Here is a 14944-nt window from a genome sequence, read left to right as displayed (position 1 = left end):
GCGGGCCGATAACAAAAATAATGATTTCTCCTCAAACCCTTGGGGCTGTAGGACTCAAGGGAGTTATTTTAAATAACTTTGAGTTGTTGGAGGCGCTTTTTAGTGGTTTTTAATACCGCTTTAGTAATTGAGGTGATAGATTTGAAAGTTTTAGAAATCATAAGTTCTATTTGGAAATCTGGTGCCGATATGTATTTAGATCCAATTGATAATCGAATTGGGATAAAAAGAAAAAATTTAATTCCAACGGAAGTAATGCAAGCGGCTGAACAAAATTTCAGTGAAATTGATGCTTGGTTTCAATCGTGGAAGGATGCAAGCGCAGAACAGGTGACAATCCAGAAGATATTCTATGAATTTTGTGGATGGCAGCATAACCAGCCATTGCATGATTGGTTGCTTGCTGATACGGATTCACTGCAAATGTTCTATGACTGGACGATTGTACTTGCGAAGAACGGATGGAAAGAAGTGTATGAAGATTATCGCCAATTTGAAGATGCTGAATCTAATGCAATAGCTAGAAAGATATATGAACGAGCAGTTATATATGCAAGGACAGGAGGATGTGGATGATTTATTTTCATTACACAGATAAAGAAATAAGCAACATTCTTAAAACGTTAACGATCGTTATCGATACGCGTGAAAACGTAAATGGCCATATTCTTGATTACTTACATCAAAAGGACATTCCAATTAGAAATCAAAAATTAGATACCGGTGATTATGGTTGTATGATTCCAAAAAATGAAGAGTTAGGAATACCTCGTGATATCTATTTAGATAGCCGAGTAGAACGGAAAGCCCACATGGATGAGATCACAGGGAACTTACAAAAAGATACGCAAACAGCGTTTGAAAATGAGTTGATTCGTTCAAAAGACATCCCCTTCACTTTAATTGTGGAAGACCTACACGGATATGAAAAGATGTTGCAAGGTAAGTACCGTTCAAAATATAATCCATTAGCGTTACTTGGCAGACTGAACACATTTAAAGCAAAATATAACTTTGAAATTGTGTATGTAGATAAAAAATTCAGTGGTAACTGGATATATCATCATTTTTATTATCAAGCGAAACATTATTTGAGAGCAGGGACTTTTTAAGCTAGGAGGCAACATGAACAAGCAAGACAGATTGATAGAAATACTGATTCAGAAGAACATATTCAAACTGCCGGACGGGCGTGATTTCTTTGAAGGGAGTTGCGAGGAGCTGGAGCGATTAGTAGAAGGGGAGGGGAAATCATGAATGTAAGGGAGAACGGTGTTTATGAAATTACACAGTTAATCAATGGAGCGAAGGGTGGAAAATAAACAATGGCGTATTCAAAATCAGAACAAGAAACAGTACTTGTATTTGATAACGAGATTCGTGAATGGAAAGTATATACCGCAGTTCCGAAACATATTCGCAAATTAATGCAGTTGGGTAAAGAAATAAAAGTAATGGATAAAGATGAGAAAGGAACACCAATAGCAATCCAGTGCATTCTGAGTGAGAAAAACGTGACATTACGAAAAGAACGGGTACTTACAGAGGAACAGCGTCAAAGAATTGCCGAACGTATGCGAAAAACGTCCTAACTACAGGGAGAAACTTTTGTTCTCATTGCTTTTGAATACCAAAGGTCATGGAATGAGTAGAAAGTCATTTTCTCCCCTAAAATAGGGCGTAAAAAAGGGAACTCCTGCGCAAGAGTTCCTCAGGTAGAACAGAAAGGTTCGAAATCAAGTGTTTATAGTATGTATCGGTTTCAATTTTTTATACAAAAAAACAAAGCAGCTAGCAAAAGCTAACTGCTAAGCGATACAAAGGAATCAGGAGAAATTCATTCATAGAATTCAGAATTACAGCCTTATGGAGGCTAAGTATAGTATGAATCAAAATGATAATTTTATACGGAGGTAACAGAAATGAAAGCATCCACAGATTTTTTATTAGCATTATCTGCAAAATTAACAGAGATTGCGGATAATACAGCGGATTTAGAAACGGCAGCGGAATTAGAAGAATTAATTGAAAAAATCAATGAAAGTATAGTACAAGGTTAGGTATATCATGTACCTGAGCACAAAAAGAGGGTTCCATTCTGAAAATGCCTTTTGTAACGAAAAAAGACTCACAGGAACCTATTAAATTGAAGTTTAAATCTTTTCTGAATACCATAGGTGTATGGAATGTTAGAAGCGCTTAGAAGGGGTTTTAAGAACGTATAACGAGAGTAGGTGAATCATCCTTGTTCAAATGGCTAAACGACTATCAAAAATTAGAAGACGAGATTATCTACTTAGAACATAACCTTCATCGGAGTAAAAGAGAATTAAAACGCTGGAGAGGTGGTGATTTAGCCAAGTATAAATTAGCCCCTGATTCAGATGGTACAAAAGTAGAGGATCATATTGCGGCCATTGAGTATGAATTGGCGCATAGAATGAACGATAGGTATGATTTAAAGAATCTAATTAATCAATTTAAAGGGCTAGAATATATGATTATGTGTAGAAAATATGTGGAAGGTAAAACGTTAGACACTATCGCATATGAATTAGGGTACAGTTCTAGTTACATATATAAGAAACATGCAGAAATTCTAAAGCGAATGAAACTGGTTGAACAATTATCACTTTATTGACACCCAGTTTTGTGAATAGTCCCCATTGAAAAAATGGTTTATAGTAATAGCATAGACATTTGACGAAAGAGTAACTGAACGTATCGGTTGCTCTTTTTTATAGAGACAATAAAATATCACATACCGTAATGGTAAATTTTCAAGGAGGATGAAACATGAAAAAAGAATTAGAACCATTTTTACCATCGGCGGAAGAGTTCCAACAACTGAATGGCTTTGAGCTGGATGATTGGGCGGGAAGAACACGAAGCATTCTAATGAAACGTAAAAAAATGAGAGACCCAAGATTTCATCTGAAAAATGGGGTCTCTCAAGTGTTAAGTAATACGTCACTATCTGAAGTTGAAAAAGAAGATGCGATTCAAAGTTTAATTGAAGAATACTACCGGATTATGCGTGAATCTCTAGTATAGAAATTAAATGAATCTGTTACCTTTTGAGTACCGTAATTAAAGTAACGATATCAGAAAAAAATCATAAAATAGAGTATGGAATAAGCTCCAATATTCTTATTTCATGCTCGCAACATAATACCTTTCTAGAGGGCACCCTGGCACAGGTGCTCTTTTCATGTGCACACTTTGCTGGCTAATGGGATAGTATATAACAAAACACTCTTATCGGTTATGTCATTTTTTATGAGAGCACTCGCGGAAACGGGCGCTTTCTCTATGTCACCTTTTGATACAGACAAGCATATATTAAAGTGTGGAGACAATCCTTCGTTAGGGTATTGTTCACTCATAAGAAACTCCTACTCACATGAAGAGCATCCAACTGGCGCGGGTGCTCTCTTTGTGTTGGACGAACCAGACTTCTAAAAATGGTTTTGGTACATAAGATGAATGTTGATGAAGGAGGGGGTAAGATGAACTTACAGAGCATCGCTACAAAAGACATAAGTGAAGAATTAGAGACACGTGAAGGAGTAACGAAAATTCAGGTGGAGCCACATGTAAAGGTGGAAGTGGCTGGAGTAGTTGTGGAAGGACCAGCTATTATCTTGATTAATAAAGACTGATATGTTGTAAAGTGAATGTCTCAAAAACTACAGATTATGAGACGTTCAGACATAGAGCCTATTAGTAACGTTCGCTGCGTATCAAAACTATGTATTAAAAACTATTGATTTTGATACATGAAATTGATACAATGAAACCATCAAAGGTAAGGGGTGATGGTTTTATGATATTTGGATATGCGCGTGTTTCAACAAGAAACCAAAATTTAGATATGCAATGGGACGAATTAAAGCAGTTTGGGTGTGAAGAAATCGTCACAGAAAAGGAAAGTGGAGCGAAAAAAGATAGGGTTGAGCTTCAATCCCTTCTTGGAAAGCTTCGAAAAGGTGACACATTGGTTGTCTACAAGTTAGATCGTTTAGGAAGAACGATGCATCAGCTTGTGAACTTGCTCCAAGAGTTTCATGAAAAAGGGATTCACTTTGTATCGATTAAAGATGGGATTGACACCTCGACAACAATGGGCAGGTTTTTATTCCATATATTCGGTGCGATGGCTGAAATGGAGCGAGAGGTAATTAATGAACGTGTGGTAAGCGGTGTGGCTGCTGCAAAGGCAAGAGGACGTGAAGGCGGTAGAAAGAAAGCTCATACGCCACAACAGATTGAAGGTATGATGGAAATGCTGGAAGCTGGTAAAACAAAAGTGGAAGTATGTGAGATGTTTGATGTAGCAAGAGCGACCTTATACAGATATATACGAGAAAATGAAAACAATACAGCACATGTAAAGTAGCCTAACAGCTACTTTTTTTAGTTTAAAACGAACATGAGGTGAGAGATATGAAAAAAGGAAAAGTACACCCTTGGCTGACAAAGGAAGGATTGTTAAAAATAGAAGGATGGGCACGTGATGGACTTATAGAAGAACAGATTGCCCATAACATGGGTGTGAGGCGTTCTACACTGAGTAATTGGAAGAATAAATACCCGTTAATTATAGGTGCATTAGCAAAAGGAAAAGAAGTATCAGATCGTGAAGTAGAGAATGCATTATTTAAGCGAGCGACAGGCTACACGTATGAAGAAGTCACTGTGGAGAGGGAGAAGGTGGACGGTGAGTTTCAAAGCATAGAAACTAAACGAGTGAAACGACAAGTCCCACCTGATACAACAGCCATTATCTTTTGGCTCAAGAATCGAAAGCCAACTGTGTGGCGTGATCGACGTGAGATTGACCATAGTGGGGAGATGAAACAAACCGTTGTACAAAAGCCAGAACTGAGCAACCTGTCTGTGGAGGAGTTGAAACAAATTGAGTCAATCCTTACCAAACCTACCGACAGTGGAGGAGATACAAAGGGAAATAGCTCGTCGTGATTACTATGAGTATGTGTGCTATGTGCATGAAGGTAGATATAAAAAAGCACCGCATAGTGAGTTTGTTGGACGTGTTATTCAAGAAGCGATTGATAAGAAGAAGCAAATGAATGCAGGTGAGATTCCAACCACGAACCAATACATTGCTATCAATATGCCACCACGTCATAGTAAGTCCATGACGATTACAGAGACGTTACCATCTTATTATTTGGGGAACTTCCCAGAGGAGAGAGTGATTGAGATAAGTTATAGTGATACATTCGCTCGTCGTTTTGGTAAGAAGAATAAAGAGAAGGTAAAACAGTATGGAGCAGATTTGTTTGATATCCATATATCAAAAGAAAGCTCGGCACATGATGAATGGTTACTCGATAATGAAATAGGTGGCATGATCTCACGTGGTGTATTATCAGGTATCACTGGTATGGGTGCGGACTTAATGATTATCGATGACCCGATTAAGAACCGTGAAGAAGCGGATAGTGAAACACATCGCGGTAAGATATGGGATGAGTGGATAGATAGCTTCTCTACTCGTTTACATCCGGGTGCAATTGTTATTCTCATTCTAACAAGATGGCACGAAGATGATTTACAGGGGAGGTTGTTAAGTAAGGAATATGGTGAGCCTTTACCGTGGCAAGTCTACAATCTTCCACTGGAAGCCGAGGAAGATGATGTAATAGGACGAGCAGTAGGTGAACCATTATGGCCCGAGCGATATGGACTCGAATTCATACAAGAACGGAAACGATATCCAAGTAGCTTTAACTCATTGTATCAAGGCAGACCAACCGCAGCGGAAGGGAATCTATTAAAACGTAAATGGTGGCAGTATTATGATACGTTGCCAAAGATGGTGCATACGATTATGAGTATTGATGCAACGTTTAAAGATGAAGCAGACAGTGACTTTGTTTGTATTCAGGTATGGGGCAAGAATGGTGCGGATATGTATTTAATCGATAATCTCAAGGCACGTATGAACTTCCCAACTACCCTACAAGCCATTCGCAATATGGTAAGGAAATATCCGAAAGCACACGCTAAATTAGTGGAGGATAAGGCGAATGGACCAGCGATTATTTCGATGTTAAAGAATGAAATAGGCGGTATGATTCCAGTGAATCCACAAGGCGGGAAGGTTGCACGTGTGAATGCAGTTTCACCATATATTGAATCAGGTAATGTGTATTTACCAAGACAAGCTCCATGGACACAGGATTTTGTGGAAGAGTGCGCATCATTTCCACAAGGAAAAAATGATGACCAGGTAGATGCAATGTCACAAGCATTAAACCGATTTATCTATTATCATGCGAAGGAAAAATTCATTCCAAAAGAGCCAGTGACATTAGAAGAAAAGGTACATCGCCACATTATTAGACTATCAAGAGGGCGAAGAAAAGGGGGGCAACTACAATGACATATGTTGTCTTTTTTATATTGGTAGCCATTATCTTATATCAAGGCTATATGTTCCGATATATTGAAAGATTATATCGTGAAGAGAAATATAAATTGATTGAATTGTGGAGCTTAGAGCGTAAGGAATTGTATGATCGTATCCAAGCACCATCTTTTGCCGAATACAAGCAGGGTGAAGTGAAGATGGTGAAAGCTCAGAAAGAAGAAAAGCCAGTACCAATATATCATTTAGAATAAGTAAGCATCCCAACTATATATTTCTCAATGTTGTTTTTAATAGAACTGAAGGTTTTTGTAGAAAGAAGGGGAATTAAACCACTTGCAAGACTATAAAATTTTTAGGGGGATGTAAAAATGGAAAAAACAATGTTAAATCAAATGCCTATGATGATGTCTATGGAAAAAATGATTTGTGAGATGAAGTGTATGAAGATGATGATGGATAATATGATGTGTATGGATATGAAAATGGATATGGCTCTGCGGGATAAAATGCAAGAATGTGATGAAATGATGAAATATACGATGGACATGATGAACGAAATACAAGAAAAATGTTGTTAAAATTATAACTTCATGAAAAGAGAGCTGTGTTATAAACCAATATAATTGGTTTGTGAACAGCTCTTTCTTCTTTTTGGCATTACGATAATGAAATTTAATATGTGAGAAAAAGGAGAGTGTGCTTTTTATGGCAAAAGTATTTCGCTTAACATTAGGAAGTATAGACAGATTCGCAGTAGCGGATAATTATGAGGAAATGTATGAAAAGAGAGCTGAAGTTGACCCGGCATTTGCCTACACGCCTGTGGAGATTCAAGAATTACACATACCTAGTTATGTGATAGAAGCGCATGCTATTCCGAAAGAGAAAACCAAACTAGTGCAATATGAGAACTGGATCGAGAATGCGACAAAAGCGGAATTGAAAGAACACTTGGAGAAACAAGGTATGGAAGTCAAAAGTAAAACGACATTATCAGAATTACAAGAGCTTGCGGCAGAGACTGTCTAAGCTCTTTTTTTGTGGGAAGAGGGTGAAGATGATTGTTTGGTCTCAATAAACCAAAGGAACGAAAGCAAGAACAGAAGCGTCCTGATGATTGGGTGTCTCTTGTGGAAGAACGTATTACCCAAGCCGAGGACTGGGAAGAAAAGCGCCAAATGATGGCACAAGTAAATTATTATCGTGGGAATCAGTGGCTTGTATGGAATCCGACAAGTAAGAAAATGATTACGGCACCTCTTGAAAATGGAGAACAGCGAATTACAGTAAACCAAATTCGACCGCGTATGATGGTAAAGCTTGCGAAACAAATTAAAAATCGTGTGAAATTTGATGTGGTACCGGATAGTAACGATGAAACTCGTATTGAAATTGCGAAGGCAGCATCAAAATTTCTTAAATATTGGTGGGAACAAACAGGAATGGATCGAAAAACACGTGATATTTTCCTGAATAACGGTGTAAAAGGCTGGTGTGCCGCAAAAGTGTACTTTGATGCGGAAGCTGGTCAAGATATTACACCAGGGGAAGGGGAAATTGGATTCGAAGAAGATATGCAAAAGTTGTATACAGGTGAAATCCGTTGTCGTATTTGTGACCCGCTCACTGTATACATTGACCCCGCCGCCGAAATGGACGAAGAGATTCGTTGGATTGTGGAAAGAAAGCCACGTGATATTGATTACATCAAAGAACGGTATGGAAAAGACGTATCTGCCGATGAGAATGTAGGGTTTGCGGCCGCGTTTGATGTGACACCGCAAAATGGATTCAACTCTACAAGTAAAAAGCGTCCTAATATGGCAATGGTAGATGAAATGTGGGTAAAACCGTGTGGTAAGCATCCAAATGGATTGAAAGTTACGATTGCAGGTGGACAATTACTGGATATAGACGAAAATGCTGGGGACATTCCGTTCTTTATCTTTGGTGATATTCCGATACCAGGAAGTGTAAAAGCGGAAGCATTTATTAAAGATATGTTGCCGATTCAGCGTGAAATCAATATTATGCGCTCTATGTTTGCCACACATGCAAGGAAAATGGGGAATAGTATGTGGCTTGTGCCCATGGGTTCAAGTGTGGATGAAGATGAAATTACGAATGAAGAAGGCGGAATTGTTCACTACACACCGATTGAGGGCGCGAGACCGGAAAGAGTTGGTGCGCCAGATATCCCGTCCTTCTATGATCGGATTTTAAATAATCATGATGCGGATATCGATGATTTATCAGGTGCACGTGAAATCTCACAAGGACGTTTACCGTCTGGATTAGATACGTATAGTGGGTTATCTCTTATGGTAGAACAGGAGAATGAGAAGCTTGCGGTTTCTTCTCAAAACTATGAGCATGGTATGAAACGTTTATTGCAACGTGTACTTATGCTGATGAAGAAACATTATACCGAAGAACGTATGGCCCGTATTCTTGGTCCTGATAATGATATTGAATTAATAAGCTTTACTGGATCTGATTTAAGTGGTGGAGAAGACATTAATATTATTCAAGGTTCTTCTCTTCCAGAAATGAAATCAGCGCAACAAGACCGCATTATGACCATGTGGGATAAAGGGGCAATTGTGAAGAAAGACGGCTCACCAGATACCCAGGGATTTTTAAAATTAATGGGTATGGGAGATAGCAATGAGCTATTTGAAATGCAGCAATTAGACGAAAACAAAGCGAAAATGGAAAATAAACAATTTGAGCAACTTGCACAGAATCCAGAGTCGTTACAAGCATTGCAACAATACAGCATGCAACAACAACAGTTTGAGGAGCAAGCCCAAGCGATGCAAGCACAAGGTGTAGACCCCATGCAGGCAGGAATGCAACCACCGCAACTACAACTAGCGACACCGCAGGTGCGTGACTTTTACGATCATGAAGTGCATGTATATATTCATAATGCTTTTCGAAAATCAAGCTTATACGATGAATTACCGCCTGAAGTGCAGCAGTTAGTTGATGACCATGTACAGCAACATATGGAGGCACTCAATGCGCCAATGGAAGCGGATAGAAGGCAGCAGATGGAACAAGAACAACACATGCAAGAAGAACAGAAAGCTATGAAAGAACAAGACTTACAGCTACAACATCGTAAATTAGATATTGAAGAAAAGAAAGTAGAAAAACAAGTGCAGAAGGGAGAGAAATAAATGGATTTTGGACAAGCAATTGAAGCGGTTAAAAAGGGAAATAAAATTGCACGTAAAGGTTGGAATGGTAAAGGTATGTTCGTTTATTATGTGCCTGCTGCATCATATCCACCAGCTACAGATATTATGAAAGAAGCATTTGGCGGTGAAAATGTCCCGTATCGTGCATATCTTGCATTGAAAACAGCCCAAAACGATGTTGCTACATGGTCTCCAAGTACTTCTGATACTTTAGCAGAAGATTGGGTTGTTTTATAAGTCGCTACTAATAGCGGCTTTTTTCTATACAAAAATTCGGGCGTTGAATGTGGACTTGCGCCCACCCACAGGAGGAAAGAAATATGTTAAAACCATTTCGTTTACGTTTAGGTAATTTTCAATACTTTAATGGTTTGGAAGGCGGTGGTGAACCACTAACTGAAACTGCACCTCCTAACGTTGAAGGTGGAGAAGTCGAGCTCCCACAAGGTACAGGAGAAGTTACAACGCCACCTGAACAAATTGAGCAATCGCCAATAGAAAACAATCCAGAAGGACAACCACCTGAAGCAATGGAACAGTCAGAAGCTTTTGCTAAGAGACTACAAGAGCGTACACAAGCCGCACTGATGGAAGAACGTCAGCGTTGGGAACAAGAGGCTGCTGAAAGATACGGTAACTATGACCAGTATAATCGTGCGATGAATTTCTTCATGCAACAATCTGGCCATAATGATCTTGATAGTATGATGCAAGCAATTGAACAGCAAGACTTATTACAACGTGCTGAAAAGTTTGGTGTGACGCCTGAAATTCAGCAGAAATTAGAGAGTCTGGAAGCAAAGGCACAAAGAGCAGAAGAACTGGAATATCAGCGTGAACAACAACAATTATCACAACGATTCACTCAAGCGTTAGGGCAATTCGCACAAGAAAAAGGCGCAGATGCAGCAGCGTTAGAACAATTCATGGTGGAACAGAATGTTCCTAATTTTGAAGTAGCGTATAACGCCATGCGTGCGCAGCAGTTAGAAGAACAGCTTACTTCAGCAAAAGAAACGGCCATTCAGGAATATTTACAAAGTAAGAAAGCGCCGAAGGTGGAAGGTCCTGGTGTAACAGGACTTGTATCTGATGAACCAACTACAGATTTTAAAGTGGCGCGTGAAAGAGCATTGCAACGATTACGATCAGCAAACCAACAAATATAAGGAGGTATCCTACTTATGGGTGCTACATTAACGACATTAGCGGATGTTTTAAAAATCGATTACTTACCAGGGATTAAAGAACAAATCAACAATGCGAATTACATCGTTTCACAGTTGGAAAAGAAAGTGGAAAAGATTAATGGTGATGGTTCGAATTTCTTAATTCCTCACCACTTTGGACGTAATACAGGCGTTGGAGCAGTTGCTGAAAATGGTAACTTACCAACAGCGGGGCAACAAGCGTATAAGAGCTCGACAGGTACAGCACGTATGGTGGCTGGTCGTTTAGAACTTACCGTACAAACCATTGAATCATCGAAGAAAAATGAAACGTCGTATCTTCGTGCAGTAGAATCAGAGGTAAAGGGACTTACAACGGATATGAAAAACTTCCGTGCACGTGTTACCTTCGGTAATGGTTCAGGACGTATTGCAAACTGTACCGCACAAGCGACAGCTGCAAATGCACTTGTCGTAAGTAGTGTGAAGGGATTCTTTGTTGGTCAAAAAGTCGATATTGTCAATGCGACAGGTAGCGTGACAACAAGCAATCGAACTGTTACAGCGATTGATCGTGCAGCGACTACCATTACGATTGACGGTGCTGCAGTTGCAACCGCGGCGACAGATGGTATTGTTTCGACTGGGTCTTCTAATTTAGAGCCAATGGGGTTAAACGGAATTATTGATGATAAGCTCATCTTGCAAGGGTTAAATCCTTCCACATATACATGGTGGAAAGCAAATATGTTTGCGAATAATGGAACGGCTCGTCCGATTTCCGATGCGCTACTACGTTTAGTGATGGATGAAACATCCATTGTGAGTGGGAAAGAAACAGACTTTCTTATGGGTTCGCACGGTGTACGTGCAGCATACGAGGCTGTACTGACTACAAATAAACGCTACACAAATGTAATGCAGTTAGAAGGTGGCTATTCTGCATTAGAGTTTGATGGGAAACCATTCTTAGTAGACCGTTATATGCCGGCAGGTATTGTGTGGGGAGGAAATTATGACGATTTAGGATTATACCGTGTAGCGGACCTTCAGTTCATGGAAGAGGATGGTTCAATGTTCTCGCGTGTACCGAATAAAGCTGCATATGAAGCGACCGCGTATATGTTAGAAACAGTGGTATGTCACGCACGTAATGCCTTCTGGCAACTGTCAGACGTGCAAGAAGCAACTGGATATACAAAATAAAATGAGAGGAGCGAATCGCTCCTCTTTTGCATGTTCGAACATGGAGGTATAAATCATGAATCCGTATCAAAAAAGAGGATTTCAACGAACAGTTTTAAATGACATCTATCATGTGGAAGAACAGCTACAATCCTATGATCCTCACTTGTATCTTATGTGGAATCCTAAAAATGGGGAACATGTCATCATGGATGGATTACTAGATATGTCGATTATGAAAATTCCACAAATCGGATTTGAACAATTGGACGCAAGAATTGTAGACCATATCAAGAGAATCCATACAGTGAACGGATTCTCCGCTGTTCAAACTGTGGAAGATACAGAGAAAAAGAGACAACAAGAAGAAGAGAGAAAACTGAATGATCTAGCGGAAGATTATGCGAGAGAATCAAAAGAAGCCTTTTGGAACGCGCATGCATATGGCCGTGTGGATGGGGTACAAAAATATGTACAGGGTGTAAAAGTGGGAGGGAATTATTGTGAATCTGCAAGAACTAATCCTGCAAGTGAATCGGGATGTTGACGACATTTTTGAAAATGGAGATATTCAACATTGGCTCAATCGTGCATTAGATGATATCACCCCGATTGCAAGGATAGAAAAGAAAGCCACTTTAACATATCCATACACATTACCAAATGACGTACAAGATATAGAACGAGTGATGCAAACGAACAAAGTATTTCCGCGTATACCTGTAGGGGAAGAAAATCAGCAAGGGTATTGGGTGTGGGGAAATGAATTGATGTTACAAGGCGGGAGTCAACAACCTATTGAGGTCTATTATTATAAAAAGTTAAGTCATCTAAAAGGAATGGAAGATGTACCTGAAATGGATAGTCCCTATCACGATTTATTAATTTTATACGCTGTTGGACAACTACAGTTTATGGATGGAGATTATGCGGATAGGCCAGATCGTATGCAGCGATATGAACAACGTAGGCAACAATATGCCGTCTTTCGTGAGAAACGGAAAGTAAAGAGGTCAGGTGTGCGAATGAAGACCATCCACGAGTATAGTGATGCTCCTACCTTCCTTGCGGATTGAAAGTAGGTGATGAGGAGTGAAGGATACTGCTGAATTCAAAGATTTTTCAATGGGATTGAATGATACAGTGTATGCAAATGTAATTGAGGATAAAGAACTAAGTAAAGTAGAAAATGCAGTGATTGGTGTAGGGGAAATTCGGAAACGAACAGGTTATAAGCAAGTTGGTTATGTAGGAGAAAAGATAACAGGTGCCTATACATTTCTCAAGTCGGATGGCACAAATGAGTTATTGATGATGGGTGACCGTCTGAGGAGATGGAATGGGAAGTTCTTTGTTGATATCCCAGGTCCGCCCTCTACTGGTGACAGAGCGAATTTTATCACGATGAAAGACCGAAAAGGAAACCGTGTTGTTTTAGTTGCCAATAATATCTCTCTAAAAGTGTATGCTGACAATCAGCTATCCTCTGTCACACCATATGTACCGACTGCGGATGAACAAAGAAATCCAGGATTGAATGATATAGGTTCTTTATTTACCTGCAAATACATGGCTTTCTTTGGCGGGCGGTTATTTGTTGTGGGTCATGACATAAAGAATCGGGTTTCATTCTCCCACATCGATCCCAAACTTGGATACGCTGTATATGATTATTTTCCCGCCATTAATTTTTTTGATGTGGCAAGTCATGAAAATGATGAAATCGTAGGGCTGGTAACGTTTCGAAATAGTTTACTTATCTTCTGCCGGCATTCCATATGGGCTTTATATGGAAAAACAACATATGATTATGAATTGGTAAAAATCAATACACCAACGGGCTGTATGGCACCTGAGAGTATTCAAGTAGTTGGAAATCAAATTTTTTATTTGAGTGATACACATGTATATGGATTATTTGCGAATGACTTTAATATGGTAAGTGCACAAATTATAACCAAGCAAATAGAATCGACAATGCGTGCGATCCCACTTACAGAAAAAAGTAAAGCTGTTGCGGGTTATTTTGAAGGGAAGTACTATCTATCTTTTCCAAATGGAAAAACACTTGTCTATGATGAATTGCTAGCGTGTTGGACTGTGTATTCAAATATCAAAGCGGATGTATTCGTAAACTATGATGGGAATTTTTATTTTGGAAGCAATAAAAATGCGTATGTCTTTCATCCTGAATATCATGATGATGGAAAGCCGATTCCTTTTCGCATGGAAACCAAGTATTTTGATTTTGGTTTGATGACACAAGACAAAAAGATTCATCGGATATGGTTGCATAGTAATCAACCGGGCGGGTATCGGTTAGGAGTGAAATTAGATTTTGAAACCAAGCAGGTAGATGGTACAAGACCAAATGCTGCGAATGTGTCCAATTGGGATGAAGCGATTTGGGATCAGCATACATTTGATAGAATCGAAATGTATATTAATCGACTACGGGTAAGTAATCGAACGAAAAAAATAGGCATGATGATTGAGGACGTAACTCATATACGTCCTTTTGTTGTATACGGCATCGGGGTTCAGTATGAATTGAAAAGAAGAAAGGAGACGTCATATGGTACAAATTCAAAGAAAATATAATTTTATGCCAGGTACAACCATTTCATCTGGGCAAGTAAATGAAGAATTTACGAATTTAATTAATGCTCATAATGACAATGATGGGATTTTACAAAATTTAAATGAGTATGGGTTCTATAAAAATAACGTACGAGCAGGAAAGACAGATTTTATTCAGATCAGTCGTGGGCAAACGTTGCAGAAACAAATCTTATTTACTCCTGCCTTTTCCCAAATTCCATTTGTTACAGTGACAGCGGCGAATGGAGATATTGGAACAGGAGACATCGTGGTATATCTGTCACAAGTTACGGTGACTTCTTTTACACTTACTTTGCACAATAAAAATACAACAAGAGATACTTCAATGGCTTTTCATTATATTGCCATTTCAATGGGATGAG

Annotated in this window: 22 protein-coding genes; all 22 read left to right on the top strand. The window is 39.1% G+C overall.

What is annotated here, in order from left to right; translation table 11 throughout:
* Positions 1 to 141 precede the first annotated feature (141 nt).
* The 22 genes from V6946_RS18780 to V6946_RS18675 all read left to right on the top strand — a co-directional run bounded on the left by V6946_RS18780 (position 142) and on the right by V6946_RS18675 (position 14943).
* Complete coding sequence (locus V6946_RS18780) at positions 142 to 576, top strand: hypothetical protein (protein ID WP_406622355.1); 435 nt, start codon at positions 142 to 144, stop codon at positions 574 to 576.
* A complete protein-coding gene (locus tag V6946_RS18775) occupies positions 573 to 1112 on the top strand; it encodes an ERCC4 domain-containing protein (protein ID WP_366981648.1) in 540 nt (179 codons plus the stop codon). Before V6946_RS18780 ends, V6946_RS18775 begins: the two co-directional genes overlap by 4 nt.
* 13 nt (positions 1113 to 1125) lie before the next feature.
* Complete coding sequence (locus tag V6946_RS18770) at positions 1126 to 1257, top strand: Fur-regulated basic protein FbpA (protein WP_366981649.1); 132 nt, start codon at positions 1126 to 1128, stop codon at positions 1255 to 1257.
* A gap of 68 nt (positions 1258 to 1325) precedes the next feature.
* On the top strand, positions 1326 to 1592 hold the full coding sequence (locus V6946_RS18765; RefSeq protein ID WP_366981650.1) for a hypothetical protein: 267 nt from the start codon (positions 1326 to 1328) through the stop codon (positions 1590 to 1592).
* A 330-nt stretch (positions 1593 to 1922) separates the two neighbouring features.
* Entirely contained in the window at positions 1923 to 2060 is a 138-nt protein-coding gene (locus V6946_RS18760) for a hypothetical protein (RefSeq protein ID WP_366981651.1), read from the top strand.
* Positions 2061 to 2245: 185 nt separating this feature from the next.
* Entirely contained in the window at positions 2246 to 2641 is a 396-nt protein-coding gene (locus tag V6946_RS18755) for a hypothetical protein (protein WP_098679038.1), read from the top strand.
* Positions 2642 to 2796: 155 nt separating this feature from the next.
* Entirely contained in the window at positions 2797 to 3054 is a 258-nt protein-coding gene (locus V6946_RS18750) for a hypothetical protein (protein WP_366981652.1), read from the top strand.
* A 455-nt stretch (positions 3055 to 3509) separates the two neighbouring features.
* Positions 3510 to 3662 carry a BC1881 family protein gene (locus tag V6946_RS18745; RefSeq protein ID WP_088114497.1) on the top strand — a complete coding sequence of 51 codons (153 nt, stop codon included), beginning with the start codon at positions 3510 to 3512 and terminating at the stop codon, positions 3660 to 3662.
* Positions 3663 to 3826: 164 nt separating this feature from the next.
* Complete coding sequence (locus V6946_RS18740) at positions 3827 to 4399, top strand: recombinase family protein (protein WP_088114496.1); 573 nt, start codon at positions 3827 to 3829, stop codon at positions 4397 to 4399.
* 47 nt (positions 4400 to 4446) lie between these two features.
* Complete coding sequence (locus V6946_RS18735) at positions 4447 to 4983, top strand: hypothetical protein (RefSeq protein ID WP_366981653.1); 537 nt, start codon at positions 4447 to 4449, stop codon at positions 4981 to 4983.
* The gene (terL, locus tag V6946_RS18730; RefSeq protein ID WP_406622093.1) at positions 4919 to 6412 is read left to right on the top strand and encodes a phage terminase large subunit; all 1494 of its coding nucleotides are present in this window, start codon (positions 4919 to 4921) and stop codon (positions 6410 to 6412) included. The genes V6946_RS18735 and terL overlap by 65 nt, the downstream gene beginning before the upstream one ends.
* Positions 6409 to 6651 (top strand): hypothetical protein, encoded by a 243-nt coding sequence (locus V6946_RS18725; protein WP_140337020.1) that lies wholly within the window; start codon positions 6409 to 6411, stop codon positions 6649 to 6651. Before terL ends, V6946_RS18725 begins: the two co-directional genes overlap by 4 nt.
* A gap of 117 nt (positions 6652 to 6768) precedes the next feature.
* Entirely contained in the window at positions 6769 to 6978 is a 210-nt protein-coding gene (locus V6946_RS18720; RefSeq protein ID WP_086387183.1) for a hypothetical protein, read from the top strand.
* Between the two features lie 127 nt (positions 6979 to 7105).
* Positions 7106 to 7429: a hypothetical protein gene (locus tag V6946_RS18715; protein WP_327643101.1), complete on the top strand. Its 324-nt coding sequence runs from the start codon at positions 7106 to 7108 to the stop codon at positions 7427 to 7429.
* A 32-nt stretch (positions 7430 to 7461) separates the two neighbouring features.
* Entirely contained in the window at positions 7462 to 9585 is a 2124-nt protein-coding gene (locus V6946_RS18710) for a hypothetical protein (RefSeq protein ID WP_406622092.1), read from the top strand.
* Positions 9586 to 9843, top strand: coding sequence for a DUF2829 domain-containing protein (locus V6946_RS18705; protein ID WP_366981659.1), 258 nt, complete (start codon positions 9586 to 9588; stop codon positions 9841 to 9843).
* 83 nt (positions 9844 to 9926) lie between these two features.
* Complete coding sequence (locus V6946_RS18700) at positions 9927 to 10775, top strand: MFS transporter (RefSeq protein WP_366981660.1); 849 nt, start codon at positions 9927 to 9929, stop codon at positions 10773 to 10775.
* Positions 10776 to 10790: 15 nt separating this feature from the next.
* Positions 10791 to 11981, top strand: a complete 1191-nt coding sequence (locus tag V6946_RS18695) for a phage major capsid protein (protein WP_366982158.1) — start codon at positions 10791 to 10793, stop codon at positions 11979 to 11981.
* Between the two features lie 55 nt (positions 11982 to 12036).
* On the top strand, positions 12037 to 12507 hold the full coding sequence (locus V6946_RS18690; protein WP_406622091.1) for a 2,3-dihydroxybenzoate--AMP ligase: 471 nt from the start codon (positions 12037 to 12039) through the stop codon (positions 12505 to 12507).
* Positions 12464 to 13036: a hypothetical protein gene (locus V6946_RS18685; RefSeq protein ID WP_256426142.1), complete on the top strand. Its 573-nt coding sequence runs from the start codon at positions 12464 to 12466 to the stop codon at positions 13034 to 13036. Before V6946_RS18690 ends, V6946_RS18685 begins: the two co-directional genes overlap by 44 nt.
* Before the next feature lie 16 nt (positions 13037 to 13052).
* Complete coding sequence (locus V6946_RS18680) at positions 13053 to 14561, top strand: hypothetical protein (protein WP_406622090.1); 1509 nt, start codon at positions 13053 to 13055, stop codon at positions 14559 to 14561.
* A complete protein-coding gene (locus V6946_RS18675; protein ID WP_406622089.1) occupies positions 14536 to 14943 on the top strand; it encodes an H-type lectin domain-containing protein in 408 nt (135 codons plus the stop codon). The genes V6946_RS18680 and V6946_RS18675 overlap by 26 nt, the downstream gene beginning before the upstream one ends.
* Position 14944: the final 1 nt, after the last annotated feature.

It is taken from the genome of Bacillus sp. PPSBB_2 (genome assembly GCF_045291115.1).
Lineage (GTDB): Bacteria > Bacillota > Bacilli > Bacillales > Bacillaceae_G > Bacillus_A > Bacillus_A cereus.
This window is presented reverse-complemented; position numbering and strand designations above follow the sequence as displayed.

Coding starts and splice junctions, on each gene's coding strand:
- V6946_RS18775 (WP_366981648.1), top strand. CDS start 573: ATGATTTATTTTCATTACACAGATAAAGAAATAAGCAACATTCTTAAA.
- V6946_RS18770 (WP_366981649.1), top strand. CDS start 1,126: ATGAACAAGCAAGACAGATTGATAGAAATACTGATTCAGAAGAACATA.
- V6946_RS18765 (WP_366981650.1), top strand. CDS start 1,326: ATGGCGTATTCAAAATCAGAACAAGAAACAGTACTTGTATTTGATAAC.
- V6946_RS18760 (WP_366981651.1), top strand. CDS start 1,923: ATGAAAGCATCCACAGATTTTTTATTAGCATTATCTGCAAAATTAACA.
- V6946_RS18750 (WP_366981652.1), top strand. CDS start 2,797: ATGAAAAAAGAATTAGAACCATTTTTACCATCGGCGGAAGAGTTCCAA.
- V6946_RS18745 (WP_088114497.1), top strand. CDS start 3,510: ATGAACTTACAGAGCATCGCTACAAAAGACATAAGTGAAGAATTAGAG.
- V6946_RS18740 (WP_088114496.1), top strand. CDS start 3,827: ATGATATTTGGATATGCGCGTGTTTCAACAAGAAACCAAAATTTAGAT.
- V6946_RS18735 (WP_366981653.1), top strand. CDS start 4,447: ATGAAAAAAGGAAAAGTACACCCTTGGCTGACAAAGGAAGGATTGTTA.
- V6946_RS18725 (WP_140337020.1), top strand. CDS start 6,409: ATGACATATGTTGTCTTTTTTATATTGGTAGCCATTATCTTATATCAA.
- V6946_RS18720 (WP_086387183.1), top strand. CDS start 6,769: ATGGAAAAAACAATGTTAAATCAAATGCCTATGATGATGTCTATGGAA.
- V6946_RS18715 (WP_327643101.1), top strand. CDS start 7,106: ATGGCAAAAGTATTTCGCTTAACATTAGGAAGTATAGACAGATTCGCA.
- V6946_RS18705 (WP_366981659.1), top strand. CDS start 9,586: ATGGATTTTGGACAAGCAATTGAAGCGGTTAAAAAGGGAAATAAAATT.
- V6946_RS18700 (WP_366981660.1), top strand. CDS start 9,927: ATGTTAAAACCATTTCGTTTACGTTTAGGTAATTTTCAATACTTTAAT.
- V6946_RS18695 (WP_366982158.1), top strand. CDS start 10,791: ATGGGTGCTACATTAACGACATTAGCGGATGTTTTAAAAATCGATTAC.
- V6946_RS18690 (WP_406622091.1), top strand. CDS start 12,037: ATGAATCCGTATCAAAAAAGAGGATTTCAACGAACAGTTTTAAATGAC.
- V6946_RS18675 (WP_406622089.1), top strand. CDS start 14,536: ATGGTACAAATTCAAAGAAAATATAATTTTATGCCAGGTACAACCATT.